Genomic DNA, 17,926 nt, shown 5'->3' with positions numbered 1-17,926 from the left:
CCAGCTATCATACGTGCTGGACACAATACAAGGCCTAACGACGCAAGGAGCCGACCGTGGAAACGTTCTACCACAGCACCCGTTCGCGCGGGGAATTGGTAACAAGCAAGCAAGCAATTCTCGCCGGCCTAGCGCCTGACGGAGGCCTCTACGTCTCCGACGCGCTTGGTGCGGAAAAGCTCGATCTTGCTCAGGTGTGCGCCAGCAGCTTCACCCAGACTGCCGAGCGTGTGCTTGGGACGCTCCTGCCCGACTACACTGCCGAGGAGCTTGCCGGCTGCGTGCGCGCGGCCTACGGCGCCCAGTGGGACACCCCGGCCATTTGCCCCGTCACGCCTTTGGGCACCGACTGGCTCCTCGAGCTCTTCCATGGCCCCACCTGCGCCTTCAAGGACGTTGCCCTGCAGATGCTGCCGCAGCTCATGGGCGTTGCGCGCGAGGGCGACGGCCATGACGTGATGATTGTGACGGCAACCTCGGGAGACACCGGCAAGGCTGCGCTCGACGGGTTCTCGGACGTACCCCACACGGGCGTCTGCGTCTTCTATCCCTGGGGCAAGGTCTCCGACATCCAGCGCCTCCAGATGGTCACGCAGATTGGCGGCAACGTTGCCGTATGCGCCATTCGCGGTAACTTCGACGACGCGCAGTCCGAGGTCAAGCGCATCTTCTCGGACCGCAGCCTCGCAGAGCGCCTCTCGGCGCGCAACGTGGTGCTCTCGAGCGCCAACTCCATCAATGTTGGCCGCCTTGCGCCCCAGGTGACGTACTACTTCGACTCTTACGCGCAGCTTGTGCGGGCGGGCGCCATCTCCCAGGGCGACGAGGTTACCTACGTTGTCCCCACGGGCAACTTTGGCGACGTCTTGGCCGGTTATTATGCCAAGCGCATGGGTCTGCCCGTGCGCAGGCTGGTCGTGGCATCGAACGCAAACGACGTCCTCACGGACTTCCTCACCACGGGCACGTACGACAAGCGCCGTCCGTTTGTGAAGACCATCTCGCCTTCCATGGACATCCTGGTTTCCTCCAACCTGGAGCGCCTGCTCTACTTTGCCTCCAACGGAGATGTTGAGCTTGTCTCGTTCCTCATGGCGGACCTCGCCGAGAAGGGCGCCTACACCGTTCCACCGGAGCTTCTCGCAAGCATCCAGGAGACCTTTGGCTGCGGCCGCGCGGACGACGAGATGGCCCGCGAGACAATCCGCACCACCTGGGAGGAGAGCCACAAACTCATCGACCCGCACACTGCCGTGGCAAAGCACGTCATGGACGCGCTGCCCCAGGACGGCTCGACGCGGGTGTGCCTCTCCACGGCAAGCCCCTACAAATTCCCGGCAGACGTTCTGGGGGCGCTTGGCGTTGACGCCTCGGGCATGAACGGCTTTGCGAGCATGGACTCGCTCGAGCACATAACCGGCACCGCCGCGCCCGTACAGCTCTCGAGCCTGCGCGATGCCGAGAGCCTTCACGACGACGTGTGCGACCGGGACAAGATGGGCGCCTTCGTGGAGTCCGCGTGCGCAAGGATCTTCCTGTGAGCGCGGCCGAGAAGGGGCAGGCAGGCGTGACTGGTACCGTGCGTGTAAGCGTCCCCGCAACCTCTGCCAACCTGGGTGTGGGCTTTGACGTGCTGGGGCTTGCGCTTGACCTCTCTGCCGAGTTTTCCTTCGAACACGCAGACTCCCTGAAGATCGACGGATGCGCACCCGAGCTTGCCGGCGAGGACAACCTGGTCTGGACCTCCTACCTCTGCGGATGCAGGGAGTTTGGCCTTGAGCCGCAACCGCTCCACATCACGGAGTCCTGCACCATTCCCGCATCTGGCGGGCTTGGCTCCAGCTCCACATGCGTGGTTGCGGGCATCGCAGCAGCCCAGGCGCTTGCGGGCCTGCCGCTCGACCGCGAGCGCACGCTCTCTCTCGCCACTGCCATCGAGGGCCACCCGGACAACGTTGCCCCTGCCGTGATGGGCGGTCTCGTGAGCTCCTACGTCGAGGGGCCAACGACGGTCACCACGCGCTGGGTTGTTGCCGACAACCTGCGCTTTGTCTGCATGGCTCCCCCCTACCGCGTTCTCACGCGCGACGCGCGGCGAGCGCTGCCCGCCATGGTCCCCACCAGCACCGTCTCCTGGCAGGTGGGTCGCTGCCTTGCCATGGTGAGCGCCATGGCCAAGGGTGACCCCGACGCCATTCGCGCCTGCTGCCACGACCGCATCCACGAGCCATACCGTGCGCCGCTCATCCCCGACTACCAGATGCTGCACGACGCGGCGCACGAGAACGGCGCATGCACGTTCCTCATCTCGGGCTCGGGTGCCACGATGATGGCGATTGCCGACGGTGACGAGCGCGCGGCAAGCGTTGCCCGCGCCGTGGGCGAGGCCATGCCCGCGCTGTGGGTTCGCACGCTACGCGCGAGCGAGCACGGCACAACGGTCCGCCAGTGAGACAAAGGGACTGTCCCTTTGTCTCACGGAAACGTCACTGTGATTTGGGTGCCCTTGCCGAGCTCGCTCTTGAGATCGATTGTCGCGTCGTGGAAGGCCGCAGCGTGCTTCACGATTGCAAGCCCAAGGCCGGTGCCGCCCTTCTCGCGGCTACGTCCCTTGTCAACACGATAAAAGCGTTCAAAGACCTTGGCCTGGTCCTCCTGAGGAATCCCGATGCCCGTGTCGCTCACGCGAACGCACGGCTTGCCGTCCTGCGGCAGCACCCACACAAAGACGCTGCCGCCGCGACGGTTGTACCTGATGGCGTTAGAGACAAGGTTGCCAATCAACTCGTCAAGCAGGCGTGCGTTGCCCTTAATGGTGGTGGACACGCCGTCCAGCTTGAGCTTCACGCCTGCGTCGCGGGCACGCTGCTCGTAGCGCTGGCAGACGTCCGAGGCAACGGAGAGCAGGTCAACGGGCTCGACGCTGCCAAAGAGCTGCCGATCCTGGGAGCGCTCCGTCTCATCCAACTTGGATAGCGTGAGAATGTCGCTCACCAAGGCCGAGAGACGCTGCGCGTCGTCGTAGATCCGGCTTGCAAAGTTGGGGATGTCCTCCGGGCGCACGATGCCATCGCGAATGAGCTCGGAGGCGCCGGAAATGGCAGCGATGGGCGTCTTGAGCTCGTGCGTCACGTTGGCGGTGAACTCGCGGCGCATGTCGCTGGCGCTCTGGACCTGGTCCATGCGCTCGACAAGGTCGTGGTGCTGCTCGTTCAGGCGCGAGACCAACGGTTCGAGCTCCACATAGGGGGCCTTCGCCTCCTCGGCCTCGGGGTCAATCTCCAGGATGGGACGCACAAGCCTATTGGCGATGACGCGCGAGACGAACCACGCAACAACAACCAGACACCCAACAACGATGGCCAAGATGAAAAGGTCCTGGCCAACTATGCGCCCGACGCTGCTGCGGTCCAGCCCCAGACGCACAACATCACCCGAGGGAAGGCGGCGCGCATGATAAAGGCTCACATAGCCCAGCGTATCCGAGTCGCGGTCAGACTCACCCTCGCCGTCCTTGAGCGCCTCGGCAATCTCCGGCCGGTCGGCGTGGTTCTCAAGCGTGGCGGCATCCACCTGCGAGTCATAGAGTACGGTGCCGTCGGGCGCCACCAGCGTCGCGCGCTCCTCGCCAAAGTCGATTGAGGAGAGAAGGGCAATCTCCTCCTTGGCGGTTCCCCCATCATCGATTGCCGTTGCAACGGTGTCGCACTCGCGCGCGAGCATCCCCTTGACGTCGGCAAGGACGGACGACTGGTAAAACAGCGAGAGCGCAAGGAGCAAAACGACCGCCACAACCGAACACGAGACGGCAAACGACACAAAGACGCCCCTGCGAAGCGAATGGGTTCCGCTCACGACTCCATTGGTTCCATCTGGCACCGGCCTCGCCTACCCGCGCATGCGGTAGCCAACGCCGCGTACGGTCTCGATGAGATCCGAGGAATCCCCGAGCTTGGCGCGAATCTGCTGCACGTGCACGTCGACGGTGCGGGAGCCGCCGTCAAAGTCCCAGCCCCACACGCGCTGGAGCAGGGTCTCGCGCGAGAAGACCACGCCGGGACTCCTCATGAGGAACTCGAGAAGATCGAACTCGCGCATTGTGAGCGACAGGGGCTCGCCATCGATGGTCGCCTCGCGGCGGTCTGGCCAGAGCGTGAGGTTCTCGACAGAGAGCGCCTTGCGCTCGGGCATGCTGTCGGACAAGCGGCCAGCGCGCCTGAGAAGGGCACGGGTGCGGCTCACCAGCTCCATCATGCCAAAGGGCTTCGAGAGGTAGTCGTCGGCACCACCGTCAAGGGCACGCACCTTGTCAAGCTCGGAGTCCTTCGCCGTGAGCATCATCACGGGCACGCGGGTGATACCCGGCGTGTGGCGAATGCGCGCCAGGATGTCCAGGCCGTCAGCATCGGGAAGCATGATGTCGAGAAGCACGGCGTCCGGCCTCCTCTCGGCGCACAGGCGCCTGAACTCGGAGTCATCGTCACACCCAACTGCATCGAGCCCCGCCTGGCGCAGCGCGTAGACCGTGAGCTCGCGAATGTTCTTGTCGTCCTCGACGTAGTACACCACGCCCGAGACCGGTGCCGCCTTCTCTGGCATCGACTAAACCCGTCCCTTCCCTTGCGCTGTCAAACAGAGAGTCTAGTCGTCGGTCGGGATGGGATCGACGCCCTTCTCAGTCACGTGCTCGCCCGTCACGCGGAAGATGGCCCAAGAGGCAATGCGTTTGGCAAGGTCGCCAATGCGCTCGAAGTACTTGGCCACCATGAGGACCTCGGGGAGGTAGCGGGCAGAGGACTTGCCCTCGCGGATCTGGGCCACGAGCTTTTCCGTCACGTCCCCGTAGATGAGGTTGACGGCGGCGTCGTCCTGAATGACCTCCTGGGCCGCGGAAACGTCGGAGTTGCAGAAGGCGTCGATGGCCTTCTCGACCATCTTTGCCGTGGCATCGGCCATCTGGGTGAACTCGCTGGTGAACTTGGACGTGGCCTTCTCGGGAACCTCTGACACCAGGAAGCTGGCGTCGCGCGTCATGCCATCGATGTGCGAGAGGTCCGAGACAATCCTGAAGGAGCCGGTGACAAAGCGCATGTCATCGCCGATGAGTGGCTGCTGGAGGAGAAGCACATCGAGGCAGGAGGACTCGATCGAGGAGCGCAGACGGTCCTCTGCCTTGCGCCCTCGGGCCAGGCCCTCCTGGGCGCCCTTGTCGCCGGTAGCGGCGAGGCCGGTGGCGCGGATGTCGGCCGCGCACTTGTCCTTGAAGCGAACGAGCAGGTCCTCGATGTCCTTGAGCTGAGCGGTGAGCTTGGAGCGGGTCTGGATGGTCATTAGCTGAACCTCCCTGAGAGGTATTCTTGCGTACGGGTCTCGCGCGGGTTGGAGAAGAGCTCTGCCGTGGGGGCCTCCTCGATGAGCTGGCCCAGGTAGAAGAAGGCGGTCTTGTCCGCCACGCGCGTTGCCTGCTGCATATTATGCGTCACGACAACCACGGTGTGGTCACGGGAGAGCTCCACCATGAGCTCCTCCACCATCGAAGTTGAGATGGGGTCGAGGGCGCTTGTGGGCTCGTCCATGAGCAGGACGTCCGGGCTCGTTGCCAGGGCGCGCGCGATGCACAGGCGCTGCTGCTGGCCGCCCGAGAGGCCAAGGCCGCTCTGGTTGAGCTTGTCCTTGACCTCGTCCCAGAGCGCCGCCCGGGTGAGGCAGCGCTCCACGATCTGGTCACCCTCGTCGCGGGAGAGGCGCTTCATGCGCGCCGGACCGTAGAGGATGTTCTCGCGAATGCTCATGGGGAACGGGTTGGGGTGCTGGAACACCATGCCAACGTGCACACGAAGGGCGTTGGCGTCGGTCTTGAAGATGTCCTGGCCCTTGAACTCCACAACCCCCTCGGTGCGCACGCCCTCGACAAAGTCGCACATGCGGTTGAAGGTGCGCAGCAGGGTCGACTTGCCACAGCCCGAGGGGCCAATGAAGGCCGTGGCACGGTGCTCGGGGATGTCCAGCGAGATGTCCTTGAGCGCCTGGAAGTCCGTGTACCAGAGGTTGAAGTGCTTCACGGAGATGACGGGGGACACGTCCGCCACGCTCCTGTGCTGCGTTTGCGTGAACTCTTTCTCCATCATCAGCTCCATTAACCAAAGCGTCCGGACAGGTAGTTGGCAAGCCGCTGGTCATTGGGCGCCGAGAAGATCTGCTTGGTCGTCCCCGTCTCGACCATGTTGCCCACGTAGAAGAAGGCTGTTCGGTCGGAGACGCGCGTGGCCTGCTCCATGTTGTGCGTCACGATGATGCAGCAGATGCCCGTCGAGGCGATGGACCTGATGGTCTCCTCGATGGAGTAGGTGGAAATGGGGTCGAGCGCCGAGCAGGGCTCGTCGAAGAGGACGACGTCGGGCTTCATGGCAAGCGTGCGCGCGATGCACAGGCGCTGCTGCTGGCCGCCGGAGAGACCAAGGCCGCTCTGGTTGAGCTTGTCCTTGACCTCGTCCCAGAGGGCTGCCTGCCTGAGTGACGTCTCCACCAGCTCGTCTGCCTCCTCACGGCTCTTGATGCGCCCATGGCGCTTGGGAGCGAAGAGGATGTTCTCGCGGATGGACTTCCTGAACGGCGTGGGCTGCTGGAACACCATGCCGATGGACTTGCGCAGCTCGAAGAGGTTCTCGTCGGGCGTGTTCACGTCATGGTCGTGGTAGTGGATCTCGCCCTCGACCACGCAGCGAGGAATCTCTCGGTTCATGAGGTTCAGGCAGCGCAGGTACGTGGACTTGCCGCAGCCCGAGGGCCCAATGAGCGCCGTGACCGTGCCAGCGTCGAAGGAGAGCGACGTTGGGTGCAGGGCCTCATGCGTGTAGTCGTATTTGACCGTGACGTCTTTGGTGTAGAGGAGGGCGCTACCCTCGCCCGAAGTGGGTGTCATTTTCTCGTTCTCCATCATTCGCTCGTCATCTTCTTGGCAAGCGCCTTGCCCAGGACGCGCGCAAGGATGTTGAAAAGCAGCACGCAGATGATAAGGACGGCTGCGGTGCCCCACACGATCTCGTCGTTGCCAGGGGTAGGCTCCATCTTGAGCTTCCAGATGTGGACGGCCAGGGTCTCGGCAGGCCTGAAGATGTTCCAGGGGTTACGCGGGCTCGAGAGGTTCGCGCTTGCGAAGTTGATGTTCACAGCGGCGGAGCCGGAGGTGAAGATTAGGGCAGCCGCCTCGCCAAACACACGGCCGGCGGAAATCACGATGCCCGTGACGATGGCAGGCATGGCCGCCGGGAGCAGCACGTGGCGCGTGGTCTCCCAGCGGGTGAGGCCCATGGCAAGTGCAGCGTCACGCTGCGAGCGCGGAACGTCCTGCAGTGCCTGCTGGATCACGCGGACGAGGATGGGGATGTTGAACATGGTGAGGGCCATGGCACCCGCGATGATCGAGATGCCCCAGCCGAGCGTGACCACGAAGAAGAGCGAGCCGAACATGCCCACGACAATGGAGGGAAGGCTCGAGAGGGTCTCGATGGCCGTGCTCGCAGCCTTGGTCGCCCAGTTGTCAGGTGCGTACTCCACAAGGAAGGTGGCCGCGCCGAGCGAGATGGGCACGCTAATGAGCAGCGTGATGAAGAGCATGTAGAACGAGTCGAAGATCTCGGTGGAGATGCCGGGGTTCTCGTCTGCCAAGGGCGAAGTGGTGAGGAAGCCCGGCGTCAGCGCCTTGCCCAGGCCCTTGACGAGGATGAATGCCACGATCGAGGCAAGGAGGAGAAGGACGAAGGCAACGATAACGGTAAGGATGCCCGTTGCCACGCGGTCCTGCCTGCCAATCCTCTTGACGTGATCGTCGAGGTCGACGCCAAGATCGTTGCCGACCTGCTTTGCGGTAGTCTCGCTAGCCACGGTTCTTCGCCCCCCTTGCGCCAATGATGTGGATGATCAGGATAAAGACTAGAGACATTGCCATGAGCAGTAGGCCCAGCGCCCAGAGGGCGTGGTACTGGATGGAGCCCGTGGTTGCGTTAGAGAAGCCCGAGGTGAGAGCCGTGGTGAGCGTTGCCGCAGGAGAAAGGAGACCGGCGGGCATGACCTTCTCGACGCCGCCGATGACCATCTGGACGGCGAGAGCCTCACCAAAGGCGCGGGTCATGCCGAGAATGACGGCAGTCATGAGGGAGGGCATGGCACTCTTGAGAACAACGTGCCAAACCGTCTGCCAGCGAGTGCAGCCCAGGGCATAGGAGCCTTCGCGGTACTCGTTGGGGACGGCCGCCAGGCCATCGATGGAGAGCGTGGTAACCGTTGGGAGAATCATCACGGCAAGCACAATGCCGCCGGAAAGGATGCCCGCGCCGGTTCCCGCTGCCTCGCCAAAGATTGCACGCATCGCCGAGTTGACCACCGTGAGGCCGATAAGGCCGTAGACAACCGAGGGGATGCCCATCAGGAGCTCGACCAGCGGCTGGAAGACGCGGTGGCCAAAACCGGGCTGGACCTCCACCACAAAGATGGCGCTACCAAGCGCTATGGGCAGCGTGAAGAGCGTTGCCAGGAGCATGACCCCAAAGGAAGTCACGATCAGCGGGAGCGCTCCATAGACGCCATCGGAGGGGACCCAGCTGGTGCCCGAGATAAACGAGAAGAAGTTGATGCCGTCCACAAAGAAGGCGGATAGGCCCTGCTTGGCGACCATGAAGATGAGCGTGATAACGATGAGGGCAACGAGGAGCACGCACGCGCCGGTGAGGGTGAGTCCCACCCCCTCGAGCTGCTTCTTCGGCATGAGGCGTTTAGCCATGAGTAGCCTTTCTACCTGTACAGACAAGGGGCATCCGCACCCAAGCACGGACGCCCCCACGGTTTTGCTCGGAAGTTACGCGTTGGTGATGGTGCCCGACGCGTCCTTCTTGACCTTCATGTCGTTGGCGGGGATGAAGCCCTGCTCCTCAACTATGCTGCCTTGGACCTCGTCAGACATCATGTAGTCGATGAAGGCCTGGGTGACCTCGTCGGTGTCCTTTGTGTACATGTGCTCGTACGCCCAGATCTTGAATGAGCCGTTGCAGACGTTCTCTGCCTTGGCCTCGACGCCGTCGACCTTCAGAGCCTTGAACTTGGTGTCGTCGAAGTAGGAGAAGGCCAGGTAGGAGATGGCACCCTCGGTCTGCTGGATCTTCTCGACAACGGTGCCCGAGGAGTCCTCCTCGGCAACGGGGGCAAAGTCGGCGGGAGCGGACTCGCCACCGAGGACGGCGGCTTCGAAGGTGGCACGGGTGCCGGAGCCAGCCTTGCGCTCGATGACCTGAATCTTGCCAGCGGTGCCGCCGACCTCGGACCAGTCGGTGATCTGGCCGGTGAAGATGCCCTTGAGCTGGTCGGTGGTGAGGTCGTCAACGTCGACGTTGGAGTTCACGATGGGGCCCATGCCAACCACGCACACGGTGTTGTCGGTAAGAGCCTTGGCGTCGGAGGCATCGAGCTTCTCCTCGGCAAAGACGTCGGAGCGGCCGATCTGCGCCTTGCCGTCTCGGACGTCGGAGAGGCCCTGGCCAGAACCGCCACCGGTGATGGCGATGGTCACGTCGGGGTTCTCGTCCTCGAACTTCTTGGCGGCGGCCTCGACCAGCGGTTGGAACGAGGTGGCGCCGGAGCAGTTCACGGTGCCGGAGAGGGACTTGGCGCTGGAGTCAGAGCTGCTGGAGCTGCTTGAACCGCCGCAGCCGACGAGCCCCAGGCCGGCAAGGGCAACGGCAGTGCCACCTGCAAGCGAGAGGAAAGAACGACGAGAGAGACTATCGGACATGCTTCTCCTTCCAGAGGGTGTGACCGCGCCGTCCCATTCCCCCGGCGGGCCTTGTCAACTTGCATGCTATGGGTTGGTCTGGCTCTCCCCTGCCTCGTTGGCAATGCATTACGACACCCTGACCGCACATTACATTTGCCTTACATTTGGTGCGAGCATTTGTAATGCCACAGTATCGCTGCAGGTAGACGGTACTTCATTTGTGTAAGGTCACCTTGGTTGGCACCGGTTCGGAGCGATTGTGTCTACCAGATATGGTAATTTGCTAAGTACCTTGACACTTTTTTGTTAGGTACCTAATCTTCTCTCGTCAACATCAAGTGGTAAGAGATAAGGGAGAGATCACTACGTCTGAAACACAGCAACCCGGGAGGTGCCGGCCGCCCAAGGAGCTCTCTGCCTCGGCGGAGTCTCGTATTATGAGGGACCTGGGCTACTTTGGGCACTTCCTGCACCTCCACGCCGGAGGGCGCAGCGGCAAGCAGCGCATGCTCGAGCGCATCCTGCGCGAGGGCGGCACCATAAGCCAGAGAGAGCTTCAGGACACCGTGCCCATAAGCTCTGCCGCAGTCTCCGAGGTTCTCGCCAAGCTCGAGTTCGAGGGCCTCATCACCCGCACGCGTTCCGAGAGCGACAAGCGCCAGCTTGACGTCACCTTGACTGAGAACGGACAGGCCGAGGCCAAGGTATGTGCCGAGAAGCACGCAAAGTTCGAGGCAGAGGCGCTCTCGGTGCTCACCGAGGACGAGAAGGGCCAGCTCCTAGGCATGCTCGACCTTCTCATGGAGCATTGGCAGGACATCGAGGAGAAAGACAGGGCGGTGGAAAAGTGAGCATACGCAAGAAGCTGAAAAAAACATTGAATGCAGGCGAGCAATCCTCGCTTCCCCAGTACGGGCTCAAGGAGATCATCTCAACGCTTGCTGGGTCGCTGAGGGAGTTTGGCAAGCCCGCCTGGGCGACGCCGTTTCTCGTCACCGGGGAGGTTGTGCTTGAGTGCGCAATCCCATTCGTGACGGCACAGCTCATCGATGCCCTCGCGCTTGGGGGCGGCGTCTCCGCAATCGCCGGGCACGCGGCGATTCTCATCATCATGGCGCTCGCCTCGCTCGCCTTTGGAACCGCAGCCGGCGTCACCTGCTCGATTGCAGCCACTGGCCTTGCCAAGAACCTCAGGCACGACGTGTTCCACAAGATCCAGGGGTTCTCGTTCTCCAACATTGACCGGTTCTCCACGAGCTCGCTCGTGACCCGACTCACGACCGACGTCACCAACGTCCAGCAGGCGTACATGATGATCATCCGCATGGCGATCCGCTGCCCGCTCATGGCGATCTTCTCCATCGTGATGGCGTTCGTCTCGGGCGGCCCCATGGCCGTGATCTACGTGATCGTTGCCTTTGTCCTCGGCTGGGGCATCTTCAAGATCTCGCTCACCGTGATGCCCATCTTCCGCCGCATCTTCAGGAAGTACGACCGCCTGAATGACTCTGTGGAAGAGAACGTCCAGGGCATTCGCGTGGTGAAGTCCTACGTCCGAGAGGACCACGAGAAGGAAAAGTTCAACGAGGCGTCCGGCACGCTCTACCACGACTTTGTTCACGTCGAGCGCATCCTGGCATGGAACCAGCCCCTCATGACGCTGGCCATCGACGTCATCTACACCTTCGTCATCTTCTTTGGGTCCCAGGCAATCGTTTCCAGCCAGGGCCAGCTCATGGGCGTGGGGCAGCTCTCCGCCCTCATTACATATGGCTTCTCGATGCTCATCAGCCTCATGATGCTCTCGATGGTCTTCGTGATGATCACGATGGCAGACGAGTCTGCGCGACGCATCTGCCAGGTCCTGCGCGAGGAGCCCGACCTCAAGAACCCCAAGAACCCCGTCATGGAAGTCCCTGACGGCTCCATCGACTTCGACCACGTGAGCTTTGAGTACTCGGCCAAGGCAGACCGCATGGCGCTAGACGACATCGACCTGCACATCAAGAGTGGCGAGGTCATCGGCATCATCGGCGGCACGGGCTCCTCGAAGTCGACGCTCGTTCAGCTCATCTGCCGTCTCTACGACGCAACCAAGGGCACCGTGCGCGTTGGCGGCCGAGACGTGCGCGAGTACGACCTTGACACCCTCCGCAACGAGGTGGCGGTCGTGCTCCAGCGAAACGTCCTCTTCTCAGGCACCATCAAGGACAACCTCCGCTGGGGCAACCCCAACGCAACCGACGCGCAGATGCTCGAGGCCTGCAAGCTCGCGCAGGCAGACGAGTTCGTCCAGCAGTTCCCCAAGAAGTACGACACCTACATCGAGCAGGGGGGAACCAACGTCTCGGGCGGCCAGAAGCAGCGTCTCTGCATTGCGCGCGCACTGCTCAAGAATCCCAAGATCTTGATTCTCGACGACTCCACGAGCGCCGTGGACACCAAGACCGACCGTCTCATCCGCGAGGGGTTCAAGAACTTCATCCCCGAGACCACCAAGGTCATAATCGCCCAGCGCACCAGCTCGGTGGAGGACGCTGACCGTATCGTGGTCATGCGCGACGGGCGCATTGACGCCGTGGGCACGCACGAAGAGCTGCTCCGAACCAACGAGATCTACCGCGAGACGTACACGACACAGAACAAGCAGTCGCACGACGAGGCCATGGAGACCATCTCCAAGGACGCCGTCGAGCCCAAGAAGGAGGCGAACGATGAGTAAAGAGAAAGACCAGGCAATGAAGTCTCCTTCTGAGCAGGCCGCAAAGTCAAAGCACACTGATGGCCCCAGCCGCGGCCATGGGGCTGCAAACCCCGGGAAGACGCTCGGGCGCACGTTGGCGCTCACCTTCCACTACTACCCAGTTCACGTAACCGCACAGGTGCTCTGCATTCTCACCGCCTCGATCCTCTCGTCGCTGCCTTCCGTCTTCATGCAGCAGGCCATCGCCGTGGTACAGGATTTCGTGAGCACGGGAGACTGGGCAGCTGCACAGGTCCAAATCACGCGCATCGTTTTGAGTCTCATTGGCTGCTATGTGATTGCCCTGGGCGCGAACATCGCTCAGGCCCAGCTCACGGCTGTAATCTGCCAGGGCACCCTCATGAAGGTCCGCAACCAGATGTTCGACCACATGGAGGACCTGCCCATTCGCTACTTTGACACGCACAAGCACGGCGACATCATGTCGCACTACACCAACGATGTGGACACCCTCCGCCAGCTCATTGGCGTTGCCGTGCCAAACCTCATCACCATGCTCACGGCAATGGTCTCGGTTCTCGTCATCATGCTCTGGTACTCGTTCCCCCTCACGCTCGTGGTGCTTGCGATGGTCGTCCTGATGGTCGTGATCACGCGTGTCCTGGGCGGACGTTCGGCGCACTTCTTCCTCGCACAGCAGCGCGCGCTCGCTGCCGAGGAGGGCTTCGGCGAGGAGGCCATGAACGGCCAGAAAGTCATCAAGGTCTTCACGCACGAAGCTGCCACCGAGAGGGGCTTCGACGAGGTCAACGACGAGCTCTTCGACGCCTCAAAGCGGGCGAACATCTATGGCAACACGCTTGGCCCCATCCTCATGAACATGGGCAACCTCTCATACGTGGTGGTTGCGCTGGCTGGCTGCGCCATGCTCGCTGCGGGAACGCCCAACCCCTCCATCGCGGGCGTCGCGCTCTCCATCGACATCGTGGTGCCGTTCCTCAACCTAACGAAGCGCTTCTCGGGCTCCATTGGCCAGGTCTCCCAGCAGATCAACTTCGTGGTCATGGGCCTTGCGGGTGCCGAGCGCATCTTCTCGCTCATTGACGAGGAGCCCGAGGAGGACGAGGGCTACGTCACCCTGGTGAACGTACGCAAGAATGCCGCAGGCGAGCTTGAGGAGTGCGCCGAGCGCACGGAGAGCTGGGCCTGGAAGCACCCCCACCACGACGGCACCGTGACCTACACGCCACTTGCGGGCGACATGCGCCTCTTTGACGTGGACTTTGGCTATACGCCCGACCACACCGTTCTCCATGGCATCTCGCTCTACGCCAAGCCCGGACAGAAGGTGGCCTTCGTGGGCGCCACGGGCGCGGGCAAGACGACAATCACCAACCTGCTCAACCGCTTCTACGACATTGCCGACGGCAAGATCCGCTACGACGGCATCAACATCAACAAGATCAAGAAGGCGGACCTCCGCCGCTCGCTGGGCATGGTCCTGCAGGACACCAACCTCTTCACGGGCACGGTGATGGACAACATCCGCTACGGACGCCTGGACGCCACCGACGAGGAGTGCATTGGCGCCGCCAAGCTTGCCGGTGCCGACAGCTTCATCCAGCGCCTGCCGGAAGGCTACAACACGATGCTCACCGACAATGCCGCCCAGCTCTCGCAGGGCCAGCGCCAGCTGCTCTCCATTGCCCGTGCGGCCGTGGCAGACCCGCCGGTCATGATCCTGGACGAGGCAACGTCCTCCATCGACACGCGCACCGAGCAGATCGTGCAGCGCGGCATGGACGCCCTCATGTACGGACGTACCACGTTCGTGATTGCGCACCGGCTCTCCACCGTGCGCAACTCCGACGTGATCATCGTGCTCGACCACGGCCGCATCATCGAGCGCGGCACGCACGACGAGCTCATCGCCAAGCACGGCACGTACTACCAGCTCTACACCGGAGCGTTCGAGCTGGAGTAGCGCCTGCTACTCCGGCGGCGGCGATAGTCTCGCCTTTTTGCCCCTCCGGCGTCTTGCGGCGCCGGAGGGGTTCTTTTATGCGAGAAGCGCGCGGAAGCACTTCCCTACGGCGTGCGTCTTGCCGCCGAAAGACGCAATATGATGCAGCCTGCACCAGAATTACCCTTCCGGCGACTATTTGTCGCCGGAAGGCTTCCCGTGTTGCAAATGGAACTAATAGAGGCCCTCCGGCGACGAGCTGAGGGAATCACACGGACTGTCCGGCTGTCACTCTCTTGCGCCACTCTCTCGGAGCGCAACCAAAGTACTCGCGAAACCTTAGCGAGAAGTTCGATGCCGATTTCATGCCTACGTGGCACGCTACCTGCGAGACGGGTTCATCCGGGCTCTCCGATAGGATACGCGCCGCATGTTCCAGTCGCTGCTCGGCAAGATAGGAAGAAGGCGTTGTTCCCAGCTCTTGTCTGAAGCACCTAAGCGCCTCACGCTCCCCAATACTTGCCGCGTGGGCAATGTCCGATATGCCAATGTCATCTCCCAAATGGGTCTCGATGAACCGGCACATTTCTCTTACCCTTCTGGCGGAGGCCCTCGGACGCCCTCCGTCCGCCTCCTCACCGGCAAGTGCGAGCACATCGAGCATAAGATGCGAGAGTGCAAAACGAGCGTCTATCTCAAAGCCTTGTCCGCCAGACTCAAAAGCCCTCACGGCATCCTCTATGCGTGTACATCCGTGCACGCCCGCTGGGGTATTGGAGGGCAGAAGCACAATAGGATGGGCTTCGTTTCCCACTATTGGGGCAAGGTACTTACGGTGTATCGCCAACGCCTGTCCGCCAGCGACCAAACTGGAATCAAAGGTCACCGAGCGAATCCGACACGTAGGCTCACCCTTACAGGCATGAAGCACGTTGCAATTAATAAAGACGCCACAGCCCCTCTCGACTACAAAGGAGCGACCGGAAGCAAGGAGCCGCATGGCGCCGTCGCGCACCACAATGGCCTCAAGCTCCTCGTGCCAATGCCAAGGAACGTCACACCCGGGCTCCTGATTCAGCAGCTCGTCGTAGCCTTCGGCAGGGAAATCGGGCGAGACAGACTTAACGTCCTCATGGTCATTGCCGCTAAGGTTGAGAGGGCATCTCGTATATATCATCCATGTGCTCCAGATGTCCGATACGCGATACTTTATGGCGGATAAATTGTACAAGAATGTCCGTCTCACAATTATCATGTGATAAACATCCGCAAATCGGACAGGGATCGTCAACTCATGACCAACGCACTTCTCGGCATCATCTACCTGGCATTTGTTAGCCTGGGGCTCCCCGACGGCCTTCTAGGGGCGGCATGGCCAGCCATGCACGCAAGCGTCGACGCCAACGTCTCGCTGGCAGGCGTAGTCTCGATGGTCATCTGCCTGGGGACCATCACCTCCAGTCTGCTGACCGTGCAGCTGGTACGTAAGCTGGGCACCGGCAGGCTCACCGCGGTCTCGGTGGCACTCACCGCAGCGGCGCTCTTTGGCTTCTCGGCATCTGGCGCATTTTGGCAGCTCATACTTTGGGCCATCCCATACGGCCTTGGCGCGGGCGCCGTCGACGCGGCGCTCAATGCCTATGTGGCAACGCACTTTGCGGCACGGCACATAAACTGGCTGCATTGCTGCTGGGGCCTTGGCGCTGCAGGCGGCCCCTTAATCATGTCCTGGCAGATGGGCGGCTCTGCCGGCTGGCCGGGAGGCTACCGCATTGTTGGCATTCTCCAAGTGATTCTCGTGGTGGCCATCGCCCTGAGTCTCCCGCTGTGGCATGACCGCGCGGACGCAGTAGACGCTGGCGAGAAGCACGCCGCGCTCTCACGTCGCGAGCTTCTCTCCCTTCCCGGCGTGAAGCTCGCGATGGCGGGGTTTCTCTGCTACTGCGCGTTGGAGTCGTCCTGTGGCCTGTGGGCTTCGACGTTCCTGGTGTTGGGGCATGGCGTATCTGCCCAGACGGCGGCTCTTCTCGCCTCGCTCTTCTATGCCGGCATCACGGTAGGAAGGTTCCTCTCGGGCGTGCTGACGCTGCGGCTTGACGGAAGGCAACTCCTCAGACTTGGCGAGACGATCATGGCACTTGGGGTTGTCATTCTGTTTATTTTCCCAGAGGAAGTTGGCCTTGGTGCGGGACTGGCCCTCCTCGGCCTGGGTTGCGCACCTATCTACCCGCAGATGATCCAGCTTACCCCCGAGCGCTTTGGTGACGAGAACGCGCAGTCTCTGATGGGGCTCCAAATGGCCTGCGCATACGTGGGCTCGATGGCATTTCCGCCGCTCATGGGTCTTCTTGTGGAGCAGGTCTCTCCGGTCCTGCTTCCCGTGGCCGCAGCTACCCTTCTTGCGATTATGACCGCATGCCTGATACGCTGCGATAGCCGTGTGATGGCGAGTCACGCGTCCGCAGCCCGACAGTGATCGAGGAGAACCCCATGCTTGCTGACTACCACGTTCACTCCGCATACTCCGATGACTCCACCTACCCCATGGAGCAGGTCGTGAGGGATGCCATTCGCATCAACCTCGACGGGCTGTGCTTCACGGAGCACGTGGACTACGGCGTGAAGCCGGACTGGGACCAGCCAGCCGGCGCGCGCTTTGAGGACGGCCACCCCGTCACCAACTGCCCCTACCCTGCCTACTTTGGGGAGCTCGAGCGAGTTCGCGAGCGCTACGGCACGAAAATCCGCATTGCGCGCGGTCTCGAGCTGGGCGTGCAGACCCACACCATCACCGCCTACGAGCGCCTGCTCCACAGCTACGGCGACCAGCTTGACTTCACGCTGCTCTCCATCCACCAGGTGGGAGACAGGGAGTTCTGGAACGGCGCGTTTCAGGAGGGCCGCACGCAGGAGCAGTTCACGATGGCGTACTACGAAGAGCTTCTCGGGGTGGTCGAGCAGTTCCACGGCTACTCCGTGGTGGCGCACCTCGACCTCATCAGGCGCTACGATCCCACGCCAGGCTGTCCTCTCCCCTTCTCTGCGGTCCGCGACATTGTGGCAGAGATCCTCTCGCGAGTCATTGCCGACGGCCACGGCATCGAGGTGAACACATCCGGTTGGCGCTACGGGCTTGATGGGCCGCAGCCAACCGACGACGTGCTGCAGCTATACCGCGACCTTGGTGGACGCATCGTCACGCTGGGGTCCGACTCGCACAAGCCGGAGCACCTGGGCGCCTACCTACGGATTGCACAGGACCGCCTGCGTGCGCTGGGCTTCTCGCAGGCATGCACGTACGAGCAGGGCGAGCCCCGGTTCTACGAGCTGTAGCATAGCGACACGACCAACCCCCGCTCCAACAACGCCACCAGCAATGAGCTGACGAGAAGAAATTCGACATTTGGGGCAGACGCGGACCTTAAAACGTCCAATTCGTTCTTAACAGCACCTGCAGGCAAGGCCGACTGCGCTATGGTGGTGGACATTCGGC

The 17,926-nt window shown here is 62.2% G+C and carries 16 protein-coding genes; 7 read left to right on the top strand and 9 right to left on the bottom strand.

Features of this window, described 5'->3' with window-relative positions; genetic code table 11:
• Window positions 1–56: 56 nt before the first annotated feature.
• A complete protein-coding gene (thrC, locus tag NVS32_RS07320; protein ID WP_258499232.1) occupies window positions 57–1,541 on the top strand; it encodes a threonine synthase in 1,485 nt (494 codons plus the stop codon).
• Window positions 1,520–2,452 (top strand): homoserine kinase, encoded by a 933-nt coding sequence (gene thrB, locus NVS32_RS07315; RefSeq protein ID WP_258499231.1) that lies wholly within the window; start codon window positions 1,520–1,522, stop codon window positions 2,450–2,452. Before thrC ends, thrB begins: the two co-directional genes overlap by 22 nt.
• Before the next feature lie 23 nt (window positions 2,453–2,475).
• On the opposite strand, the gene NVS32_RS11055 is transcribed toward thrB, so the two are convergent.
• The 8 genes from NVS32_RS11055 to NVS32_RS07275 form a co-directional block, all read right to left on the bottom strand.
• Complete coding sequence (locus tag NVS32_RS11055) at window positions 2,476–3,879, bottom strand: sensor histidine kinase (protein ID WP_258499230.1); 1,404 nt, start codon at window positions 3,877–3,879, stop codon at window positions 2,476–2,478.
• 9 nt (window positions 3,880–3,888) lie between these two features.
• Window positions 3,889–4,599: a response regulator transcription factor gene (locus NVS32_RS07305; protein WP_258499229.1), complete on the bottom strand. Its 711-nt coding sequence runs from the start codon at window positions 4,597–4,599 to the stop codon at window positions 3,889–3,891.
• 42 nt (window positions 4,600–4,641) lie between these two features.
• Entirely contained in the window at window positions 4,642–5,331 is a 690-nt protein-coding gene (locus NVS32_RS07300) for a phosphate signaling complex PhoU family protein (RefSeq protein ID WP_258499228.1), read from the bottom strand.
• Entirely contained in the window at window positions 5,331–6,125 is a 795-nt protein-coding gene (pstB, locus tag NVS32_RS07295) for a phosphate ABC transporter ATP-binding protein PstB (RefSeq protein ID WP_368407217.1), read from the bottom strand. The genes NVS32_RS07300 and pstB overlap by 1 nt, the downstream gene beginning before the upstream one ends.
• 11 nt (window positions 6,126–6,136) lie before the next feature.
• Entirely contained in the window at window positions 6,137–6,922 is a 786-nt protein-coding gene (locus tag NVS32_RS07290; RefSeq protein WP_258499226.1) for a phosphate ABC transporter ATP-binding protein, read from the bottom strand.
• Window positions 6,923–6,936: 14 nt separating this feature from the next.
• Window positions 6,937–7,884: a phosphate ABC transporter permease PstA gene (pstA, locus tag NVS32_RS07285; protein ID WP_258499225.1), complete on the bottom strand. Its 948-nt coding sequence runs from the start codon at window positions 7,882–7,884 to the stop codon at window positions 6,937–6,939.
• Complete coding sequence (gene pstC / locus NVS32_RS07280) at window positions 7,877–8,779, bottom strand: phosphate ABC transporter permease subunit PstC (protein ID WP_258499224.1); 903 nt, start codon at window positions 8,777–8,779, stop codon at window positions 7,877–7,879. The genes pstA and pstC overlap by 8 nt, the downstream gene beginning before the upstream one ends.
• Window positions 8,780–8,854: 75 nt before the next feature.
• A complete protein-coding gene (locus tag NVS32_RS07275) occupies window positions 8,855–9,784 on the bottom strand; it encodes a phosphate ABC transporter substrate-binding protein (protein ID WP_258499223.1) in 930 nt (309 codons plus the stop codon).
• Window positions 9,785–10,203: 419 nt separating this feature from the next.
• Here NVS32_RS07275 and NVS32_RS07270 point away from each other — a divergent pair, with 419 nt between their 5' ends.
• The 3 genes from NVS32_RS07270 to NVS32_RS07260 all read left to right on the top strand — a co-directional run bounded on the left by NVS32_RS07270 (window position 10,204) and on the right by NVS32_RS07260 (window position 14,454).
• On the top strand, window positions 10,204–10,617 hold the full coding sequence (locus NVS32_RS07270) for a MarR family winged helix-turn-helix transcriptional regulator (protein ID WP_258499222.1): 414 nt from the start codon (window positions 10,204–10,206) through the stop codon (window positions 10,615–10,617).
• A gap of 74 nt (window positions 10,618–10,691) precedes the next feature.
• Window positions 10,692–12,488, top strand: coding sequence for an ABC transporter ATP-binding protein (locus NVS32_RS07265; protein ID WP_258499275.1), 1,797 nt, complete (start codon window positions 10,692–10,694; stop codon window positions 12,486–12,488).
• Window positions 12,481–14,454, top strand: coding sequence for an ABC transporter ATP-binding protein (locus NVS32_RS07260; RefSeq protein ID WP_258499221.1), 1,974 nt, complete (start codon window positions 12,481–12,483; stop codon window positions 14,452–14,454). The genes NVS32_RS07265 and NVS32_RS07260 overlap by 8 nt, the downstream gene beginning before the upstream one ends.
• Before the next feature lie 247 nt (window positions 14,455–14,701).
• Here the strand turns inward: NVS32_RS07260 and NVS32_RS07255 are convergent, their stop codons facing one another.
• The gene (locus tag NVS32_RS07255; protein ID WP_258499220.1) at window positions 14,702–15,688 is read right to left on the bottom strand and encodes an AraC family transcriptional regulator; all 987 of its coding nucleotides are present in this window, start codon (window positions 15,686–15,688) and stop codon (window positions 14,702–14,704) included.
• Window positions 15,689–15,727: 39 nt separating this feature from the next.
• On the opposite strand from NVS32_RS07255, the gene NVS32_RS07250 reads away from it, so the two are divergent.
• The gene (locus tag NVS32_RS07250; protein WP_258499219.1) at window positions 15,728–16,909 is read left to right on the top strand and encodes an MFS transporter; all 1,182 of its coding nucleotides are present in this window, start codon (window positions 15,728–15,730) and stop codon (window positions 16,907–16,909) included.
• A 14-nt stretch (window positions 16,910–16,923) separates the two neighbouring features.
• Entirely contained in the window at window positions 16,924–17,766 is an 843-nt protein-coding gene (locus NVS32_RS07245) for a histidinol-phosphatase HisJ family protein (protein WP_258499218.1), read from the top strand.
• Window positions 17,767–17,926: the final 160 nt, after the last annotated feature.

This window comes from Tractidigestivibacter montrealensis (genome assembly GCF_024741235.1).
In the GTDB taxonomy this organism is placed as follows: Bacteria; Actinomycetota; Coriobacteriia; order Coriobacteriales; family Atopobiaceae; genus Tractidigestivibacter; species Tractidigestivibacter montrealensis.
This window is presented reverse-complemented; position numbering and strand designations above follow the sequence as displayed.

What these genes read in the sequence shown, in the direction of transcription:
- NVS32_RS07250 (WP_258499219.1), top strand. Translation starts at nt 15,728, where the DNA reads ATGACCAACGCACTTCTCGGCATCATCTACCTGGCATTTGTTAGCCTG.
- NVS32_RS07245 (WP_258499218.1), top strand. Translation starts at nt 16,924, where the DNA reads ATGCTTGCTGACTACCACGTTCACTCCGCATACTCCGATGACTCCACC.
- NVS32_RS07305 (WP_258499229.1), bottom strand. Translation starts at nt 4,599, where the DNA reads ATGCCAGAGAAGGCGGCACCGGTCTCGGGCGTGGTGTACTACGTCGAG.
- NVS32_RS07270 (WP_258499222.1), top strand. Translation starts at nt 10,204, where the DNA reads ATGAGGGACCTGGGCTACTTTGGGCACTTCCTGCACCTCCACGCCGGA.
- pstB (WP_368407217.1), bottom strand. Translation starts at nt 6,125, where the DNA reads ATGGAGAAAGAGTTCACGCAAACGCAGCACAGGAGCGTGGCGGACGTG.
- NVS32_RS07290 (WP_258499226.1), bottom strand. Translation starts at nt 6,922, where the DNA reads ATGACACCCACTTCGGGCGAGGGTAGCGCCCTCCTCTACACCAAAGAC.
- NVS32_RS07300 (WP_258499228.1), bottom strand. Translation starts at nt 5,331, where the DNA reads ATGACCATCCAGACCCGCTCCAAGCTCACCGCTCAGCTCAAGGACATC.
- NVS32_RS07275 (WP_258499223.1), bottom strand. Translation starts at nt 9,784, where the DNA reads ATGTCCGATAGTCTCTCTCGTCGTTCTTTCCTCTCGCTTGCAGGTGGC.
- pstC (WP_258499224.1), bottom strand. Translation starts at nt 8,779, where the DNA reads ATGGCTAAACGCCTCATGCCGAAGAAGCAGCTCGAGGGGGTGGGACTC.
- NVS32_RS07255 (WP_258499220.1), bottom strand. Translation starts at nt 15,688, where the DNA reads ATGATAATTGTGAGACGGACATTCTTGTACAATTTATCCGCCATAAAG.
- NVS32_RS07260 (WP_258499221.1), top strand. Translation starts at nt 12,481, where the DNA reads ATGAGTAAAGAGAAAGACCAGGCAATGAAGTCTCCTTCTGAGCAGGCC.